Origin of the sequence: Promicromonospora aerolata, from assembly GCF_042682255.1 — a bacterium.
Lineage (GTDB): Bacteria > Actinomycetota > Actinomycetes > Actinomycetales > Cellulomonadaceae > Promicromonospora > Promicromonospora aerolata.
The window spans coordinates 2,131,838-2,149,844 of sequence record NZ_JBHUHF010000001.1; the positions used below are offsets into that span (position 1 = coordinate 2,131,838).

The following is an 18,007-nucleotide window of genomic DNA, read 5'->3' on the forward strand; positions in this document are numbered from 1 at the left end:
GCATGTCAGAGTGACCACGTGAGCGAAGACAATGCCGGTGTACCGCTGACGCAGGTGTTCGGGGAGCGGGTGCTCTACGACAACCCGTGGGTTCGACTCGTCCAGGTGGAGATCGAACCGCCCGACGGCCACCGTTTCTGGCACCACGTGGTGCGGCTCCAGACGGTGTCCACCGCGATCGTCTTGAATGATGCCGGCGACCACGTGCTGCTGATGAGGCGCCACAGGTTCGCTACGGACCAGATTGGCTGGGATGCCCCCGGTGGGATCGTCGAAAACGACGAGTCGCCGCAGGCTGCTGCTATACGGGAGACGGTCGAGGAGACGGGCTGGAAGCCTCGTGGCGAGGGGCGTCCGGTCGCGGGCTTTCAGCCGATGCCCGGGATGGTCGACACGCCGCATGAGGTCTTCGTCTTCCATGGCGCCGAGCAGATCGGCGAGCCGACGGACGCCGAAGAGGCAGCCCTGATCGAGTGGGTTCCCCTGACACAAATCGCCGGGCTCATCCAGACCAGAGACGTGCTGGGTTCTGGAACCCTCGTTGGCCTCCTTGCGGTCCTAGTCGGGCTGGACACCCAGGTGCGACCGCCATGACGAGCCCTTGGCTCGCAGATCAAGCCCGCAGCCATCGTCTGCGCCCGCCGTCGACGGGGGCTCGCGGGACTGGCCCTTATTGGCCCCAACTCCCGCCAATCTGGCCCTAGTTAGGGCCAATAGAGGCCAGTCCCGACCCCACGCCGACCCACTCCAACATTACAATAAGACCAGGTCAGCAGCCATTCTCGGCCGGTTGGCCCGCATCATCCGATCGCCACCCGGCAAGGCTTCCAAACTAATTACGCGGGTTCGATTCCCGTCGCCCGCTCTCCATGTGAGAGCTCACGTCACAGCAGGTTTTTCGCCTTGCACTCTTCCACTCCCGGAGGCATGGAGGCGCACTCCGTCCCCTCACGTACGCTGAGTTGGTAACAAGTGGGGCCGGAGCGGAGTACCCCGATGCCCACCTCGTCCACCCTAGGTTCGCGGCGTAGCGGGTGCGGGGCAGCGTTGCCAGACCGCTCCGGGCAGGTTCGTCACGATGGCCTCCACGAGACCGGCGTGCGCGTTGCACGGACACCTACTGTCGAAGGTCCGTCGATGCGGGACCGGCTGGGACGGCGGGGCTTCGAGACCATGTCCAGGCGAAGCGCAGGATGAAGGCCAGGATCAGCACCTCGATTCCGATGGAGAGGCCGTAGAAGGAGGCCCAGTCCCAGGACTCCCCTACCGCGTTGAACACCGTGACGGGGATGTACAGAGATGCCACGACGAGGTTCGTGGCGCGGTTCACCCGGGCGGGCAGCGTCATGGACAGCATCACCATCAGGGCTGGGATCGCTATCAGCGCGAGGAACGCGGTCATCAACGCCGGGCTGATGTCGAACTCGAAGACGACGCCAGCCTGGATGTCGTCCATGGCGCCGGGCTTGTAGAGGTGGAAGTAGTCGACGTAGATGTAGAGGAACATGAAGCTGGTCCATGCGGCGGCGAGCTTGGCCCGCACGGGGATCGGCGGGTCGTCGAGCACGTTCGGGGTTCTCGTCCGGATGGTCATCGGTTCCTCTTTCGAGCGGAGCGGTCCCGCCGCCGGGATGGCGGCAGGCCTGGGCGTGCCTACGCATGGGTTGAGTCGTTCTCGTCCGTCCGGTCGTCAGACGGTGATCACGACCTTCCCTCGGGTGTGGCCGCCCGCGACGTAGGCGAGGGCGTCGGCTGCTTCGTCGAGGGGGTACGTGCGGTCGATGACGGGTGTGACCTGCCTGGTCGCGAGCAGGTCGGCCAGGGTGAGCAGGTGCCGGCGCTTCTCGACCGACAGGAAGGGCTTCAGCTGCTGACGGGTGAACCCGGACAGCACACGCGCTTTGACGATCCGGCCGAGGGGGCCGAGCCAGCGGCCACCGCGTCCGCTGTTGGGGATCAGGACGCCTGTGGGCGTCAGTGCTCGGCGGACGGCGGCCAGGGGCTGGGCTTCCACGTTGTCGAGGATGACGTCGTAGCGCTTCCCGGTGCGGGTGAAGTCGGTCCTCGTGTAGTCGACGACGTAGTCGGCACCGAGCGACCGGACCAGGTCGACGTTGCGGGTACTGCACACACCCGTCACCTCGGCGCCAAACGCCTTGGCGATCTGTACTGCGAAGGAGCCCACGCCGCCGGACGCGCCCGTGACCAGCACCGTCCGGCCCGGTCGAACGTCCGCGATCTCGCGCAATGCCTGCAACGCCGCGATGGCCGACGTGGGCACCGCTGCCGCATCCACGACCGACAGGCCGGCAGGCACGGACACGAGGCTGTCCGCCGGGACGCAGGCATACTCCGCGAGCGTTCCAGCGGTGCTCCAGCCGAACACCTCGTCGCCGGGGCCGAGAGCGGTGACGTCTTTCCCGACTGCTGCCACCACCCCGGCGAGGTCCCTGCCAGGGATGCCGTGGCGCGGCCGGCGGAGCCCGAACGCCAGGCGCACCACGTACGGCTCACCGGTCATGACGAAGTAGTCACCAGGATGCACCGAGGCCGCACCCACCTTGACGAGCACATCGCCTCGACCGGGCAGCGGTAACCCGACCTCGGACGACTCGAGCACCGAGGGCGGGCCGTAGCGACGCTGGACGGCGGCCCGCATCGTCGCCACGGAGGCCCGACTCGCCCCCGGCACCCGACGCGCTCTGGCATTCGATCGCTGTTCGACTCCCACAGAAGCCTCCTCACGTCCGAACCGTTCGCGCCGGTTCGTACACCGTACGTCGTACGCTGTACTATGGTCGTACGCTGTACGATTGTCAAGGCTTTCGAGAGAGTGAGGAGACCCGTGTCTGCGAGGGAACAACGCCAGGTCGCGTCCGACGCGGGGCTGAGCAAGCAGCGGGTGGTGGTCGAGGCACTTCGACTCGCCGACCACGAGGGGGTCGACGGGCTGAGCATGCGCCGGCTGGCCGGCGCGCTCGGCGCGGGCGCGATGTCTCTGTACCACTACGTGGCGAGCAAGGAAGAGTTGCTGGACGCCATGATCGACATCGTGTTCGCGGAGATCGAGCTCCCGCCCGAGGAAACCGACTGGCAGTCGGCGATGCGGCGGCGAGCGGTGTCCGCCCGACAGGTTCTCGCACGCCACCCGTGGGCGATCGGACTGATGGAGTCGCGGACATCGCCGGGGCCCGCGAACCTCCGCCACCGCGAAGCGGTCACCGCCTGCCTGCGGAAGGCTGGCTTCACGGTCTTGATGGCGACGCACGCCAACTGGTTGCTCGACAGCTACGTCTATGGTTTCGCCCTGCAGGAAGCCAGCCTGCCGTTCGACACCGCCGATGAGCTCGCGGACATGACCGAGGACGTCTTCCTGCCCCAGCTTCCTCCGGACGAGTTCCCTTACCTCAACGAATCCGCTGCGGCGCTCGTCGCTGCCGGCTACGACCCGGCGGAGGAGTTCATCTTCGGCCTCGACTTCGTCCTGGCCGCGCTCGAGACCCAGAGAGCCTCCGCGTAGCGGCGTACCGAGAGGGCCGCGAACGCCGCCCCGGGCCCCGTGCTCAGCAACGTCTACCTGGGCAGGCACCGCGCCGCGATGCGGAAGGATGTGCGGTATGGGCACAACTGCAAAGGTCGACGACGGCGCGCACTGGTTCGTCTTGAACGACGACGCAGCATCCTCAGGGCCGGCGGCAACTCCGATGACCTGATCAGACTCGCCGAGCACCGCCTCGGCCAACAGAACCTCACCTCAAGCGTCGTCGAGGCGGTGTCGGAGCTGCAGATCGGACGCGTGCGCCCGAGCGCCGACGAAACTATTGGTGATGCCACGTATTCATTGCGAGTGAATGTGCCGACTGTCGAGCGCGTGCCGTAGTCGTTCGGCTGGCCGCCGTGGGAGGCTCCGACGTCGTGGAGAGCATCATCGGATACTTGATCGGGCGGCGGCTGGGTAAGCGGTTGGACCGCCGTCGCAACGAACGGCTGCGCTCTGAGGGCAAGGCGGCGGCGAGCATCCGCGGGCTGCCCAGGTTCTCCAACATGTGGCTTTCCGGTGACTGGGATGTCGCGCCCGGACGACTGACCCTGTGGCGTACGACTGCCCGCATCGACGGGATCGACCTCGAGTTCCGTTCGCCCACAGGTCCCGAGTCCAGGGAAGTCAATCCGGAGGCTCGCATCTATACGGCGTCGAGCGGCGGCGCGACCGTCGAGATCGCACTGCTGCCCGATCAGAGCGACTGGGTCATCGAACGTCTCGGTGCAGCACCGTCGTGATCCGGTGCGGCTTCTACCGCGATCTGCAAGAGGCCTCTCGCCTTCGTCGGGGGTGTGGCTACCGTCGTGGTCACCAAAACTGAACGCCTCCGGCGACGTCGATCAGGTCGGACCAAACACGACTCGCGCAACTGAGCCACGATTGGCCCGTTCCCCGAGGTACTCGTGCTCGAGACGCACCTTCGGCAACCGGGCGGGTCGGTGTGGTCATCGTTCTCCGGTCGTGGGTGCTGTCACGGGCGACGGGTCCGGATAGGGACCGTGGGCGACGAGTCCCAGGACTGCTCCGTACTGGACGCCCACGACAGCCCGCACAGGAATGCCCTGCGTGCCCTCCTGGGACTCCCGCTCCTGGAGCCAGCCGGCCCAGACCCGCTCGAGCTCGCGCGTGGATCGCCGTACCACGACGTCGGCCGAACCGGCCGCTACCTCCGCACGCAGTGCGCGCAACAGGGCCCCTCCGAACCGCAGCCGGTACATCCACACGACCGACATCGGCCGTTCCGCGACCGTGGCCGCCCGGTCGTTCTCCGGTTTGGCGGCGCGCACGAGCATCATGCGGCCCGCCTGCGACATGCCCGGGACGAACACCCGGGCGCTGCGCAGGTAGGGCGAGTCCAGCGTCAGGTGCGGACCGACCCGGGCCAGCAGCTCCTCGAGCTGCGTGCCGGTGGCGGTCAACGCCTCGCCCGCCTCGCGGAGGAGCGCCGCGTAGCGCTTGCCGGACGGGCTGGTGTCATCGGCCCCGGACGTGCGCCAGATCGGCAGCTCGGCGATGAGCGAGACGGTGCCGTGTCGTCGTGCGTAGCTGGTGGATGACTGGCCGGCGGAGCCACTGGGTACCGGGTCCAGGCCGTTTGCCTCTCGCCACTCGTACACGCTCTGCGACGTGCTGGACTCGAAGACCGCGGGGGCGAGCTCCTTGAGGTGCGCGCCCTCGGGCTCTCCGAGGTGCAGGGGGATGCCAAGCTCCGCGGGGAGTCGATGGAGGAGCGGCACGAGGTCGTCCGCGGGCTGCGAGAGGTAAAAGTAGGCACCTCCGGTCTCGGAGTTGTGCAGGGGCAGGTAGTAGTCGGGCCGGATCTCGTCGATCACCCGCTGCAGTGCCTGCGTCTCGGGCAGCATCTCGTCGAAGTACTTCTCGCGGTAGCTGATCGGGAACGTCCACTCCACCTGCTCGTTCCCGGGCGGGCGGTAGAAGTGCCGAAAGTAGGTCTCGCCGTCGAACGGATCGTCGAACCAGCCCTCGTTGAGGCGCATCCCGTCGGGGTCGGCACAGGGGATGACGTGCCAGACGACGCCGAGCCGATCTCGGACGGACGAGTCGTGCAGGAGATCGGTCAGCAGCCGGAGGATCGTGTGCGATCCGATCGGCTCGTTCGGGTGTACCCCGCCGACGACGAGGGCGTGCCTTGCCACATCGGCGGCGCCGTCGTCGGCACTGTCCGCGTGGAGCGCGAGCGTGTACAGCGTGATGGGCTCGCCGAGACGGGAGGTGCCGACGCGCCGGGCGGTGAGCAGCTCGGGGAACGCTCGGCGCAGCCGTTCGAGCTGGTCCAGCAACTCGTCCACGGCGGGGTACCCGTGCAGATCGGGCAGCGACGTGACCCGCTCCACGATCTCCTCGTCGGTCACCGACTGCAGGGTGCGGACCTCGGTCATGCCGCCGCTCGCTGTTGCCGTCGCTGTCGCTGCTGATCCGGGTCCGGTACGGGCGCGGCGTTCAGCAGCCGTCTGGTGTAGTCCTCGCGCGGGTCGAGCAGGATCTGCCGCCGCGCACCCTGCTCGACGATGCGAGCGTCGCTCATCACGACGATCCTGTCGGCCAGGCTGTCGACCACGGCCAGATCGTGACTGATGAACAGGCAGGCGAAACGCAGCTCCGCCTGGAGCGTGCGGAAGAGCTCGAGCACGGTGGACTGCACCGACACGTCGAGCGCGGACGTCGGCTCGTCAGCAATCAGCAGGACAGGGTCGAGCGCCAGGGCACGCGCGATCGCGACGCGTTGCCGCTGCCCGCCGGAGAGCTCGTGCGGGTAACGGGAGGCGCACTGGCGCGCGAGTCCCACAGCGTCCAGCAGCTCGGCCGTCCGCGCCTCGAGGTGACGCCCCCGCAGGCTGCGGTGGATCCGCAGCGGCTCACCGATCGAAGCGGCCATCGTCCATCGCGGGTCGAGGGCCCCCATCGGGTTCTGGAACACGATGCCGATCCGCTGCTTCAGCGCCATCGCTTGCCGCGTACGGAGCCGCGCGACGTCCAGACCGTCGACGACGATGGCGCCGCTCCTGACCGGCGCGAGTCCTGTGATGGCCTTCCCGATGGTCGACTTCCCGGAGCCGGACTCACCGACGATCGCGACGACCTCGCCGCGAGCGACGGTCAGGCTGGCGCCCGCGACGGCGGTGACGGACCGAAGGCCCCTGCGGTACTCGACCGTGAGGTCATCGATCTCGAGCGCGGGTTCGTCGCCGGCGCTCGAGCGGCGCTCGGCGGCGTCGAGACGAGGCACCGACTCCAGCAGCTGCTGCGTGTATGCGGCCTCGGGGTTCGCGAAGAGCCGGTCGACCGTCTGCGTCTCCTCGAACCGTCCGTCGCGCATCACGACGACGCGATCGGCGACGTCGGCGACGACGCCCATGTCGTGCGTGATGAGGAGCATGCCCATCCCGTCACGCTCTCGGACGCGGATGAGCAGGTCGAGGATCTCTCGCTGGACCGTCACGTCCAGCGCCGTTGTCGGCTCGTCGGCGATCAGGATCTCCGGGCCGCACGCCAACGCCATCGCGATCATGACGCGCTGGGCCTGACCGCCCGAGAGCTGATGCGGATAGGAGCGGGCTCGCTGCGCGGGATCGCGCAGCTCGACGGCCGCGAGCAGCTCAATGACCCTTCGCCGGCGGTCGCGCGCGCTGAGCTCCGGGAAGTGCGTGCGCACCACCTCCCGGATCTGGAAGCCGACCGTGAACACCGGATCGAGCGCGCCGAAGGGATCCTGGAAGATGATCGCGATGCGTCGGCCGCGTACATCATGTTGCGTCCGCCCGGACGCCAGCAGCTCCTCGCCGCGGAGCCTGATGCTGCCGGTGACCTCGGCATTCTTGGGGAGCAGACCCAGCACGCTCATCGCGGTGACGGACTTCCCCGAGCCGGACTCGCCGACGATCGCGACGATCTCCCCGTCGCGCACGTCGAGCGAGACGCCGTCCACGGCGGGGACCAGCCCGCCGTCGGGCGAACGGAATCCCACCGACAGCCCGTCGATCTCCAGCAGCCGCTCGCTCATGGGAACACCTCGTCCCCGGGGCGTTTGATCGCTTCCAGCATCTCCGCGGGGAGCTCCTGCGGAGGCGGGATGTCTTCCTCCTGGTCCCGGTACGTCTGCCACTGCTCCAGCACGTTGCGGTGGTACTGGTCGACCCACGCCATGTAGCGGCTGCCGTTCCTCAGCCGACGGGCGGGGGCAGGCGCCGACCCGGCAGGCGTCGTCCTGGTCTCGCGAAGCACCTCACCCATGCGCTGCAGGCCGAGCTTCTCCCGGCTGAGGAACGCGCCCCAGACGTCGTCCTCTGCCCGGAAGAGGCTGACGCGGCTGCTCGGCGCTGACACCTTGGAGATGTAGCCGGCCCCGAGCAGCGCACGGGTCGCCGTCGAGATGGTGCCCGGACTCGTGTCCAGCAGTCGCACGAGGTCGGCCGAGGACAGGTAGGGCTCGTCCGTGATGATGAGCAGCGCGAGCACTCGACCGGTCATCCGCTTGCCCCGCATCAGTTCCCACGCATCGGTGAACCGGTCGACAAAGGCGCGGATCTCATCACTCAGTTCGTTCATCTCCATAGCAGTCCATTCTTCACGTTGTCCTCTGGCGTCTCCGGTCGAGGCCGGCTGCAGGAAGTGGGGCACGGTCCGCGTGCGGTGCCACTGCGCGCCGTGCTCACGTGCGACCTCGTGGGTCGAGCGCATCGCGAAGGTTGTCCCCGAGCATGATGAGGCTGATCACGGTGACCGTGAGGAAGATGCTGGGGAACAGGACCGTGTGGGGCGCGAGCTGGAAGTAGGACTGTGCGGTGGAGAGCTGCACTCCCCAGGAGATGGACGGCGGGACGAGGCCGACTCCCAGGAAGGTGAGCGTTGCCTCGGCGCCGATGACGCCGCCGACCATCGTCGCGGCGATCGCCAGGGTCGAGGCGAGCGAGTTCGGCAGGATGTGCGTGAGTACGACACGTGACGGGGAGAGGCCGAGGGCGTGCGACGCCTGCACAAACTCTCGCTCTCGAACCTCTTTGACCGAGCTGCGGATGAGCCTGGCAAAGGTCGGCCAGGAGAAGAAGGCCAGCACAGCGGACAGCACCAGCGGGGACCGGTCGGGTGCGGTGTTGAGCACGATGATCGCACCCAGCAGGAACGGGAATCCCAGCACGACGTCGGCACCACGTGCGATGAGCGCGTCGACCCAGCCGCCGAGATAGCCCGCAAGTGTCCCGAGCGTGATGGCGATCGCCAGGCTCATCGCCGTCGTCGCCAGGCCGATGAAGAGGGAGGTCCTGGTGCCGAACAGCACGTTGGCCAGGACGTCGCAGCCCTGGACGTCGGTGCCGAACGGGTGGCCGGCGCCGGGCGGCTGGTTCGACGCGAGCAGGTCGCAGGCCCGTGGATCGCTCTCGCCGAAGAGCATCGCGACGGGGCCTGGGAGAGCGGCGACGACTGCGAGCAGCACGAGCAGCACGACGCTCACCCAGAACTGCGGTCGGCTCCGGAGTGCTGCCCACAGGCCACGCGTTGTGGCTCGACCGAAGCTGTCGGCAACGGCCACCGTGGCTGGCTCAGTCATGTCGGATCCTGGGGTCGAGGACGGATGAAAGGACGTCGACGATCACGTTGGTGACGAGGAAGATGAGCACGAGCGTGGTCGCGACGCCGACGACCAGCGTTCCCTCCTGGTCCTGGATGGCCCGGTACAGCAGCTGACCGACACCGTTGATGTTGAAGATGGCCTCGACGACGACCGTCCCTCCCAGGAGGGAGCCGAGCTGGATCGCGAGGACGTTGATGGTGGGTGCCGCCGCGTTGCGCATGACGTGCACGCCGACGATGCTGCGCCGAGGCAGGCCCTTCGCGTCCAGGGTGCGTACGAAGTCCGACTGCATCGTGTCGACGACGCTCCCGCGCATGAGCCGCGACACCCCTGAGACGCCATAGACCGCGATGACCAGCGCGGGCAGGAGATATGCCCGGGGCCACCCGTCGCCGACACCGGCGATCGGCGCCCAGCCGAGCATCATCCCGAAGACGTACTGCGCCGTGATACCCATGACGAAGACAGGCACCGACTCCGCGACGATCGTCCCGAGCAGCACCGAGCGGTCGAGCACGGAACCGCGCCGGAGTCCTGCCACGAGCCCCAGCGCGACGCTGGTGACGACCATGATCACCCAGGCCGTCAGAGCCAGCGTGATCGTCGTGGGCCAGCGGCTTGCCATCTGCTCGCTCACCGACTGGCCGGTGAAGGTCGTCCCGAGGTCTCCCCTGAGCATGCCTTGGAGATAGTTGACGTACTGCTGCCAGATCGGCAGGTCCAGCCCGTATCGGGTCCTGAGCTGCTCCTGCACGTGTTCCGGGAGCGGCCGGTCGCCACCCAGCGCCGCGATCGGGTCTCCCGGCAGCAGGAACACCGCGCAGTAGATGACGAAGGTGACGCCGAAGAAGACGATCACCAGCTCCAGGAGCCGACGGGAGAGATATCGGAGCATGGTCAGCAGCCGGGTCTCAGTTCTCGGCGAGCACGACGTCGGTGAGCACAGGCTCGCCGATGGCCGAGGTCGTCAGCTGTGCGATGCGGTCGGACGTGACGAAGTTGTACGACTCCTCGAAGAGCGGCACGATCGGGAACTCGTCCGCGATGAGCTGCTGCGCGTCCGCGTACGCTTGGCCGTCCGCTCCGCGGCTCGCGTCCGCGGTGTTGAGCGCCTCGGCGACCTCCGGGAGCAGGGCGCCGCCGCAGTTGGTGCAGCCGGCACCGGTGAACACGGCCCGCAACGTCGACTGCTGGCTCGGGTAGAGCGCACCCCATCGGGCGAAAAACGGACCGTCCAGGACCTCGTTGTTGCGATCCTCGCTGAACTCCGCCCAGCCGACGGAAGGCTGCGCGATGGCGTCGATGCCAAGGTTCTGGCGCAGGGAGTTCGCGATCGCGTTGAACAGGTCGTCCTGTCCGGAGCCGCCGGGGAAGTGGATCGTGAGCTGTCCCTCGAAGCCGCCGGCCTCCTCCAGGAGCGCGCGTGCCTCCTCGGGGTCGAGCTCGCAGTACTCCCCGCAGATGCCGTCGGGATTGCCGGGCATGATCGACGGCGTCCAAGCGGTCGCCGGCACGTTGAGAGCACCGAAGAGCGCATCGTTGATCGCGTCCCGATCGATGGCCATCGAGATCGCCTGGCGCACCCGGACGTCGTCGAACCGCTCGTCCCAGAAGGGGAAGCTCAGGTAGCTGATCGCGGGCCCCTCGAAGCTGTAGACGTGCTCCGCGTCGAAGTCGTCGGCGACCTGCGTCATGCGGTTGGCGGGGAGCCGCACGAGGTCGATGTTGCCCGCCAGCACGTCGTTGTACGCAGTGAGCCTGTCCGTGTACGGCACCCAGGTGATCCGGTCCAGCGACGGTTCGTCACCGGCGTACTCCGCGTACCGCTCCGCGACGAGCGGCTCGCCCTCTGCCCACGCAGCGCTCAGCGCGAACGGGCCGTTGCCGATCGGCAGCTCGCCGTACGCCGCGAGATCGCCGAAGGCGCTCTGCGGCATCGGGTAGAAGGCGGTCTGGGCCTGTGAGAGCTGGCTGGGAAACTGGCTGTCCGGTTCGTCGAGCGTGACGGTGAACGTGCGGTCGTCGACGACGCTGAGGCCGGAGAGCTCGTCGGTCTCGGGGTCGCCCTTCGACGGGTTCAGATCCGAGTAGCCCGCGATCGACGCGAGCTGACCGGAGTTCTCGAACGCGTTCGGCCCGTACGCCACCGTGTTCCAGCTGTCGACGTAGTCCTGCGCAGTCACGGGCGTGCCGTCGTGGAACGTCCATCCGTCGCGCAGGGTGATGGTCCACGTGAGCTGGTCGTCGCTCGCGACCGACTCCGCAGCGACGTAGCTGAGCTCGCCGTCGACGTCCAGGAACGTGAGCGGGCTGAACACGGACATCAGGACGCCGAACGCGTTGCTCTGGCGACCGGGCGTGAGGTCCGGCACCGGATCCGAGGATCCGATCGTGATCTCGGCGACTGCTTCATCCCCCTCGGCAGGACTGGTGCTGCAGCCGGACAGGACGAGAGCGAGCATCGCCGAGGTGGCGATCGCTCCCTTGAACAAACCACGCATGAGCTCCTCCTTGAGCATCCAGGTGATGTTGCAAGCGCACTCTACCTTTAGCAAATTCTAAATGTATAGTATCTGGAGAAGTCGAATCGGAAGGAGCGACGATGTCACCGCGGGCCCCCTACGAGTCCGAGCTGACCTGGCTCAGTACGCGAGCACTCGCCGCCCTGATCACCTCGGGTGAGATCTCCGCACGCGAGGCGCTCACCGACCACCTGGCGCGCATCGACGCGGTCAACCCCGCTCTCAATGCCATCGTCACTCGCGACGACGAGCGCGCCTACGAGCGGGCCGACCGTGCGGACGCAGGGCTCGCGAGCGGCGAGGCTCCCGGTCCGCTCCACGGGGTGCCGCTCACGCACAAGGAGTCGACCGACACGGCGGGCTTGCGCACCACACGGGGCTCGCCGCTGCTGCTCGACAACGTGCCCACCAAGGACGCGCTCATCATCGCCAGGCTGCGGGCCGCGGGTGTCGTGACCACCGGCAAATCCAACGTGCCCGAGTTCACTGCGGGCTCGCACACCTTCAACCCCGTCTTCGGGACGACCGTGAACCCCTACGACACGACGAGGTCCGCAGCCGGGTCGTCGGGCGGCGCGGCGGCAGCGATCGCCGCGGGCATCCAGGCCTCGGGTGACGGGTCGGACATGGGGGGATCCCTGCGCACGCCCGGCTCGTTCAACAACATCGTGGGCATGCGCCCGTCGAACGGGCGCATCCCGCACGCCCTGCCGTCGGACCCGTGGCAGTGGCTGGCGCAACCGGGCTTCTTGGCGCGAACCGTGAGCGACGTCGCCCTCCTCATGTCCGTCGCCTGCGGGCCGGCGGCACGAGCGCCGCAGTCGATCCAGAAGCCCGGGTCGGTCTTCGACCGTCCGGAGCTCTCCGAGCCGGACCGGCACGAGCCGGGGTCGGGGCTCGCGGGCCTCCGGGTCGGCTTCTCGACCGACCTCGGCGGACTGATCCCGGTCGATCGTGCGGTCGCCGACATCGTCGACGCCACCGCGACGACGTTCGCCGACGCCGGGGCGCACGTCGACGACGAGTTCCCCCGTCTCGGGGAGGCGGACGAGGTCTTCCGGGTGCAGCGCGCTCTCGACTTCGCCGCCGACTACCACGACGTGGTTCGAAACCATCCGGACCGGGTCAAGGAGGCTGTCGTCCGGAACACCGAGATGGGGCTCGCGCTCACCGGCGACGAGATCGTCACGGCGAGGGAGGCACGGACCCGTCTCCTGGCCTCGGTCGAGGACTTCTTCTCGCAGCATGATCTGCTCGTGCTCACGACGAGCCAGGTCGTGCCGTTTGACGCGAGCATCGAGTATCCCGCGCAGATCGAGGGCACGCCCATGCGCGACTACCTCGAGTGGATGCGCGCCGCGACGATCATCTCTGCCACCGGCTGCCCCGCTGTCTCGGTACCGGCCGGCTTCACCCCCGACGGGCTGCCCGTCGGGATCCAGCTCGTCGCGGCGCCCGGCAAGGACGTCGAGCTGCTGCTCGCGGCGCAGGCATTCGAAGAGCTCACCGGGCATCACACGAGGAGGCCCCAGCTATGAGGAGGTGTACCCGTGCGTGAGAACCCGGACTTCGCGGTGGACGACGTCGCAGCGCTCCAGGACCTGATCCGTGTGTCGCCGTGGGCGACGATGGTGAGCGCGACGGACCATGGTGTCGTCGCCTCGCACTACCCGTTCGTGCTCGACGAGCAGGACCCGGACGGCATCGTCGTGATGAGCCACGTCGGCCGCCCCGACGAGCGCCTGCACGGGCTCGGCGAGCGCGAGCTGCTCGTCATCTTCGAAGGACCGTACGGCTACGTCTCGCCGAGCTGGTACGGCACATCACCTGCCGTCCCGACGTGGAACTTCGCCGTCGTGCACGGCTACGGCACCCCGGTGCTGCTCGGCGACGACGAGAATCTCGCCGTGCTCGAACGGCTCGTCGACCATTTCGAGGACCCACTCCCCGACCCCTTCCGCATGCGTCGCGATGAGCTGAACGCGGCGTATGCAGAGCGCATCGTGCAGGGCACGGTCGGCTTCCGGATGCGACTCGAACGCTGCGTCGCAAAGAACAAGATGAGCCAGGACAAGCCGGCCGAGGTGGTCGACCGCGTCATCATCCAGCTGCAGCAGCCCGGCCCTTACCAGAACCCACGGCTTGCCGACTGGATGCTCCGCACACACGGTCGCTGATGGGAGCGGTGCGACCCGGTGCAGCCTCGTCGCCGACCTAGCGCCGCGCCGCCGGCGGAAGATCGCGTCCGATCATCCGCACGATGGCCACCTCGGTCGCCTCGGCCATGTCGACCGATCCGGGTTCCAGCAGCCACTGGAGCTGCAGCCCGTCCATGGTCGCGACGATCACCCGGGCGGCGGTCCCGGTGTCGACGTCCTCCGCCACCTCCCCCGCGCCCTGTGCCTCGTCGAGCGCTTCGACGACAAGAGCACGCAGACCCTGGTAGCGGCCGCGGAACCAGGTCTGGGCGGGATGCTCGACGGTGACGCTCTCCGCCGCGAGCACGGTGTAGAGCCGCACGATCCCCTCCCGCTCGGCATTGCGCCGGGCGGTCTCGACGAGATGGCGCAGGAACGCCAGGCCGCGGGGGCGTTCGCTGCCGAGCTCCTCGATGTCCGTCGAGTCGCGCAGGTCGAGCACCCCGGTGAGCAGGCCGGCCTTGGACGAGAAGTAGTGCAGCACCCCGGCCTGGGTGAGTCCGACCCGGTCCGCGATCTCGGCGAGGGAGGCGCTCTGAAAGCCGCGTTCGGCGAACGTCTCCATGGCGATGCGCAAGATCTCTGCCCGGCGCTCCGCAGGAGGGCGCCGCACCCTGGCGCCCGCGGCTGCACGTGTCATCCGAGCGAGTCTACGGACCCGTATCGGTAGGCGGCCCGCACGGGCCGCTCGCCTTGGCCGACGTACGGGGATCCCCTACCTACCGAGTACTCAGTAGGTAGGAGTAGGATCCCGGAACAGCCACCCACCGAGGGAGTCGCAATGACGCGTACAACTCGCCCAGGGTCCGTACGGATGTCGCTCGCCGCACTGAGCGTCCTGGCCGTCGGAGCCGCCTGGATCACCCCGGCCGCCGGGATCGCCCCAGCAGCCGGACTCGCCGCCGCTCCGACCAGCGCGCACGTCTGGATCACGACCGCCGACGGCAGCCGCAAGCTCGCCGACGGCGGAGAGGTCCCCTTCGACACCGGCCCACACACCACCGACATCCGCGTGCACCCCGACCAGGTGTCCCAGCGCTTCACCGGCGCCGGCGCCTCCGTCACCGAGGCGTCCGCCTCGCTGATCAACGACCTGCCGAGCGGCACCCGCGACAGCCTGCTGCGGTCGCTGTTCTCCCGCGCCGGTGACGGCATCGGCCTCAACTACCTGCGCCAGCCGCTGGGCAGCACCGACTTCAACTCGGGCAGCTTCTACACCTACGAGGACACACCCGGGCAGTTCAGCATCGCCCGCGACCAGCAGGAGATCCTCCCCGTGCTGCAGCAGGCGCTCGCCGTCAACCCGACCATCCGCTTCATGGGCAGCCCGTGGTCCCCACCGGCCTGGATGAAGTCCGGCGGCTCGCTGAACGGAGGCAGCCTGCTCCCCGAGCACTACGACGACTATGCCGACTACCTGGTCCGAGCGATCCAGGGGTACGGGCAGCAGGGCGTGACGCTGAGCGACCTCACGGTCCAGAACGAGCCGCTCTTCGCCACGAGCTATCCCTCCATGAGCATGTCCGCGGCCGAGCAGGCGGAGTTCTTCCGGGTGCTCGACAGCGCACTGACCCGTGCCGGCCTGGCTACGCAGATCTTCGCCTACGACCACAACTGGGACCGGCCCGACTACCCGCTGGACGTGTTCGCGGGCACCGCGGGCATCGACCGCGTCGTCGGTGCCGCCTTCCACTGCTACGGTGGCGCACCCGAGGCGCAGGCCCAGGTCGTGGCGGCCGGCAAGCGGGTCTACTTCACCGAGTGCTCGGGCACGGACAGCGACGACGCTGCGCGGACCTTCGGCGACACGCTGGTGTGGCACGCAGAGAACCTCGTGGTGCGGAACATGCGCAACGGCGGCGAGACGGTCATCAACTGGAACCTCGCCCTCGACCAGAACGGCGGCCCGCACCAGGGCCACTGCGGCACCCGCTGCAACGGCGTCGTCGAGATCGCCGGCGGCACCGTCACCCGCAACGCCGAGTTCTACGTGCTGGGCCATCTCAGCAAGTTCATCGACGCGGGCGCTCGCCGCCTCGGTTCGACGAGCGAGGGGTCCGGCGGGCTCCAGAACGTCGTCCATCAGAACCCGGACGGTACGCGCGTCGCCTACGTCGTGAACGCCTCCCCCGGGAGCCGGACGTTCTCGATCACCGACGCAGGCCGCTCCCTCACCCACACGCTGCCCGGCCGGGCGGTCGCCACCTACACGTGGGATCCGCAGTCCACCACCCCCGTCGGCCCGGACCCGGCAGCCTGGTACCAGGTCGCGTCCTCGGCCAGCGGCAAGTGCCTCGATGCCGCCGACTGGGGCACCACCGACGGCACCGGCCTGCAGCAGTGGACCTGCGGTGACGCCGCCCAGGCCAACCAGCGTTGGCGCTTCACGCCCACCACGAACGGCTACTACCAGGTGCTCAACCAGCACGCCGGCAAGGTCTGGGACGTCGACGGCGGCCCGGGCGCCGTCGGCGACGGGTCCGCGATACACCTCTGGACCTACGTGGGCGGCACCAACCAGCAGTGGCGACCCGCCACGACGACCAGCGGGGGCCTGACCTTCACCGCTCGGCACAGCGGGTCCTGCCTGACCCTGGGCTCGGCGACCGGAACCAACGGGACCCGATTCACCCAGCAGCCCTGCACCGGCGCAGCCACCCAGTCCTTCCAGCTCACCCGGGTCGGCTGACCAGGTCCTCCTCGGTGCGCAAAGGGGTGTAGAGGGTCGACCTGACCACTCTGCTCTCCGCTCTGCTCTCCGCGAGGGTCCGGTCGATTCACCGCGCGGAAGCCCGTGCGCATAGCCTTCGTGCAGACATATCTGTCTGCACGAAGGAGTGCTCGACGGGAGGACCCATGCACCGCAGGCCACATGTCCAGCTAGGACTGATCGCAGCAACCCAGGTGCTCGCCATGGCCATGTGGTTCTCCGCATCCGCCGTCATGCCGACGCTGCGAGAGACCTGGCACCTGGACGGATCGCAAGCCGGCTGGCTCACCGCGACGGTCCAGCTCGGTTTCGTCGTCGGCGCACTCACGTCCGCGGTGCTCAACCTGCCCGACCGGCTACCGCCGCACCAGCTGCTGGCGGCCTCCGCGGTCGGGGCCGCTGCCGCCACGGCGACGATCGCCCTGTTCGTCAGTGACTTCGGTACCGCGGCGGCGCTGCGGTTCGTCACGGGGTTCTTCCTGGCCGGGGTCTACCCCGTCGGTATGAAGCTCATGGCGTCCTGGTTCGGCTCCACCGGCAGGGGCCTCGCGCTGGGAGTACTCGTCGGAGCGCTCACCCTGGGCTCCGCCCTGCCGCACCTGGTCAACTCCTCCGGGACCTTGCCATGGCAGAACGTGCTTCTGACGGCATCAGGGCTCGGCCTCGCCGCAGCGGTCGTCGCGACAGCCCTGGTCCGTTCCGGCCCGCACACGTCCTCCGGCAGCCGCCCGCAGCCGCGCTACGTCCTGGAGATGTTCCGCCGGCCTCAGCCGCGCTACGCGAACCTCGGCTACTTCGGTCACATGTGGGAGCTGTACGCGCTGTGGACCTGGTTGTTGTCCTTCGTCCTCGCCGCTACGCGGACCGACGGGCAGGTCGCCGGCCTCCTCACCTTCACGGCTATCGGCGCGGCAGGCCTGGCCGGGTCACTCCTCGGCGGCTGGGCCTCCGACAGGTTCGGCCGGGCACGCACCGCGGGAATCGCCCTCGTCGTCAGCGGATCGTGCTGCCTCCTGTCGCCCCTCTTCTACCTGGCGCCCTGGCCCGTGCTGGTCGCGTTCCTGATGGTGTGGGGGGCGTCCGTGATCGCGGACTCAGCCGTCTTCTCCACGGCACTGAGCGAGGTCGTCGACCAGCGTTATGTAGGCACCGCGCTGACCGCACAAACGGCGATCGGCTTCCTCATCACCGTCCTGACCATCAACCTGGTCCCGATCGCCGCTGACTTCGTCGGCTGGCAGTACGCCTTCCTCGTCCTGGTGCCAGGGCCCGTGGTGGGCGCCCTCGCCATGCGTGCCTTCGGCAAACGCCCTACACCGACTCGCGCTTGAATCCACAGGCATCGCGCGGCGAGGCCTCGCTCACCGGGAGGCACCTGACCGCAGTTTCCGCTCGCTGCCACGGCGAACAAGCAACGACGACCTTGCGCAGGACTGTTCCGAG

At 68.5% G+C, this 18,007-nt stretch carries 17 protein-coding genes and 1 pseudogene; 8 read left to right on the forward strand and 10 right to left on the reverse strand.

Features of this window, described 5'->3' with window-relative positions; translation table 11 throughout:
• Positions 1-18: 18 nt before the first annotated feature.
• Positions 19-594, forward strand: coding sequence for an NUDIX hydrolase (locus ACFSL2_RS09635; protein ID WP_377197645.1), 576 nt, complete (start codon positions 19-21; stop codon positions 592-594).
• Positions 595-1,015: 421 nt separating this feature from the next.
• Here ACFSL2_RS09635 and ACFSL2_RS09640 read toward each other — a convergent pair.
• The 3 genes and pseudogenes from ACFSL2_RS09640 to ACFSL2_RS09650 form a co-directional block, all read right to left on the reverse strand.
• Positions 1,016-1,107, reverse strand: a pseudogene (locus ACFSL2_RS09640) (transposase); the annotation flags it as partial.
• 10 nt (positions 1,108-1,117) lie between these two features.
• Positions 1,118-1,594, reverse strand: a complete 477-nt coding sequence (locus ACFSL2_RS09645; protein WP_377197646.1) for a DUF6326 family protein — start codon at positions 1,592-1,594, stop codon at positions 1,118-1,120.
• A gap of 96 nt (positions 1,595-1,690) precedes the next feature.
• On the reverse strand, positions 1,691-2,659 hold the full coding sequence (locus tag ACFSL2_RS09650; RefSeq protein ID WP_377200795.1) for an NAD(P)-dependent alcohol dehydrogenase: 969 nt from the start codon (positions 2,657-2,659) through the stop codon (positions 1,691-1,693).
• Between the two features lie 186 nt (positions 2,660-2,845).
• On the opposite strand from ACFSL2_RS09650, the gene ACFSL2_RS09655 reads away from it, so the two are divergent.
• Genes ACFSL2_RS09655 through ACFSL2_RS09665 form a run of 3 tightly spaced genes read left to right on the forward strand, consistent with a single transcriptional unit; the run spans position 2,846 to position 4,281 of the window.
• Complete coding sequence (locus ACFSL2_RS09655) at positions 2,846-3,520, forward strand: TetR/AcrR family transcriptional regulator (protein WP_377197647.1); 675 nt, start codon at positions 2,846-2,848, stop codon at positions 3,518-3,520.
• 39 nt (positions 3,521-3,559) lie between these two features.
• Complete coding sequence (locus ACFSL2_RS09660) at positions 3,560-3,880, forward strand: hypothetical protein (RefSeq protein WP_377197648.1); 321 nt, start codon at positions 3,560-3,562, stop codon at positions 3,878-3,880.
• A 35-nt stretch (positions 3,881-3,915) separates the two neighbouring features.
• Positions 3,916-4,281 carry a hypothetical protein gene (locus tag ACFSL2_RS09665; protein WP_377197649.1) on the forward strand — a complete coding sequence of 122 codons (366 nt, stop codon included), beginning with the start codon at positions 3,916-3,918 and terminating at the stop codon, positions 4,279-4,281.
• A gap of 207 nt (positions 4,282-4,488) precedes the next feature.
• Here ACFSL2_RS09665 and ACFSL2_RS09670 read toward each other — a convergent pair whose 3' ends face one another.
• The 6 genes from ACFSL2_RS09670 to ACFSL2_RS09695 form a co-directional block, all read right to left on the reverse strand.
• Complete coding sequence (locus ACFSL2_RS09670) at positions 4,489-5,943, reverse strand: M14 family zinc carboxypeptidase (RefSeq protein WP_377197650.1); 1,455 nt, start codon at positions 5,941-5,943, stop codon at positions 4,489-4,491.
• A complete protein-coding gene (locus ACFSL2_RS09675; RefSeq protein ID WP_377197651.1) occupies positions 5,940-7,565 on the reverse strand; it encodes a dipeptide ABC transporter ATP-binding protein in 1,626 nt (541 codons plus the stop codon). Before ACFSL2_RS09675 ends, ACFSL2_RS09670 begins: the two co-directional genes overlap by 4 nt.
• Positions 7,562-8,116, reverse strand: coding sequence for a GbsR/MarR family transcriptional regulator (locus ACFSL2_RS09680; RefSeq protein WP_377197652.1), 555 nt, complete (start codon positions 8,114-8,116; stop codon positions 7,562-7,564). Before ACFSL2_RS09680 ends, ACFSL2_RS09675 begins: the two co-directional genes overlap by 4 nt.
• A 97-nt stretch (positions 8,117-8,213) precedes the next feature.
• The gene (locus tag ACFSL2_RS09685; RefSeq protein ID WP_377197653.1) at positions 8,214-9,110 is read right to left on the reverse strand and encodes an ABC transporter permease; all 897 of its coding nucleotides are present in this window, start codon (positions 9,108-9,110) and stop codon (positions 8,214-8,216) included.
• A complete protein-coding gene (locus ACFSL2_RS09690; protein ID WP_377197654.1) occupies positions 9,103-10,029 on the reverse strand; it encodes an ABC transporter permease in 927 nt (308 codons plus the stop codon). The genes ACFSL2_RS09685 and ACFSL2_RS09690 overlap by 8 nt, the downstream gene beginning before the upstream one ends.
• A gap of 16 nt (positions 10,030-10,045) precedes the next feature.
• Positions 10,046-11,635 carry a peptide ABC transporter substrate-binding protein gene (locus ACFSL2_RS09695; RefSeq protein ID WP_377197655.1) on the reverse strand — a complete coding sequence of 530 codons (1,590 nt, stop codon included), beginning with the start codon at positions 11,633-11,635 and terminating at the stop codon, positions 10,046-10,048.
• Between the two features lie 101 nt (positions 11,636-11,736).
• On the opposite strand from ACFSL2_RS09695, the gene ACFSL2_RS09700 reads away from it, so the two are divergent.
• Positions 11,737-13,194 carry an amidase gene (locus ACFSL2_RS09700; protein WP_377197656.1) on the forward strand — a complete coding sequence of 486 codons (1,458 nt, stop codon included), beginning with the start codon at positions 11,737-11,739 and terminating at the stop codon, positions 13,192-13,194.
• A 12-nt stretch (positions 13,195-13,206) separates the two neighbouring features.
• Positions 13,207-13,833, forward strand: a complete 627-nt coding sequence (locus tag ACFSL2_RS09705; RefSeq protein WP_377197657.1) for an FMN-binding negative transcriptional regulator — start codon at positions 13,207-13,209, stop codon at positions 13,831-13,833.
• Positions 13,834-13,870: 37 nt separating this feature from the next.
• On the opposite strand, the gene ACFSL2_RS09710 is transcribed toward ACFSL2_RS09705, so the two are convergent.
• Positions 13,871-14,494, reverse strand: coding sequence for a TetR family transcriptional regulator (locus ACFSL2_RS09710; RefSeq protein WP_377197658.1), 624 nt, complete (start codon positions 14,492-14,494; stop codon positions 13,871-13,873).
• Between the two features lie 141 nt (positions 14,495-14,635).
• Between ACFSL2_RS09710 and ACFSL2_RS09715 the strand changes: the two genes are divergently transcribed.
• Positions 14,636-16,543, forward strand: coding sequence for an RICIN domain-containing protein (locus ACFSL2_RS09715; protein ID WP_377197659.1), 1,908 nt, complete (start codon positions 14,636-14,638; stop codon positions 16,541-16,543).
• Positions 16,544-16,710: 167 nt separating this feature from the next.
• The gene (locus tag ACFSL2_RS09720; protein ID WP_377197660.1) at positions 16,711-17,895 is read left to right on the forward strand and encodes an MFS transporter; all 1,185 of its coding nucleotides are present in this window, start codon (positions 16,711-16,713) and stop codon (positions 17,893-17,895) included.
• Positions 17,896-18,007: the final 112 nt, after the last annotated feature.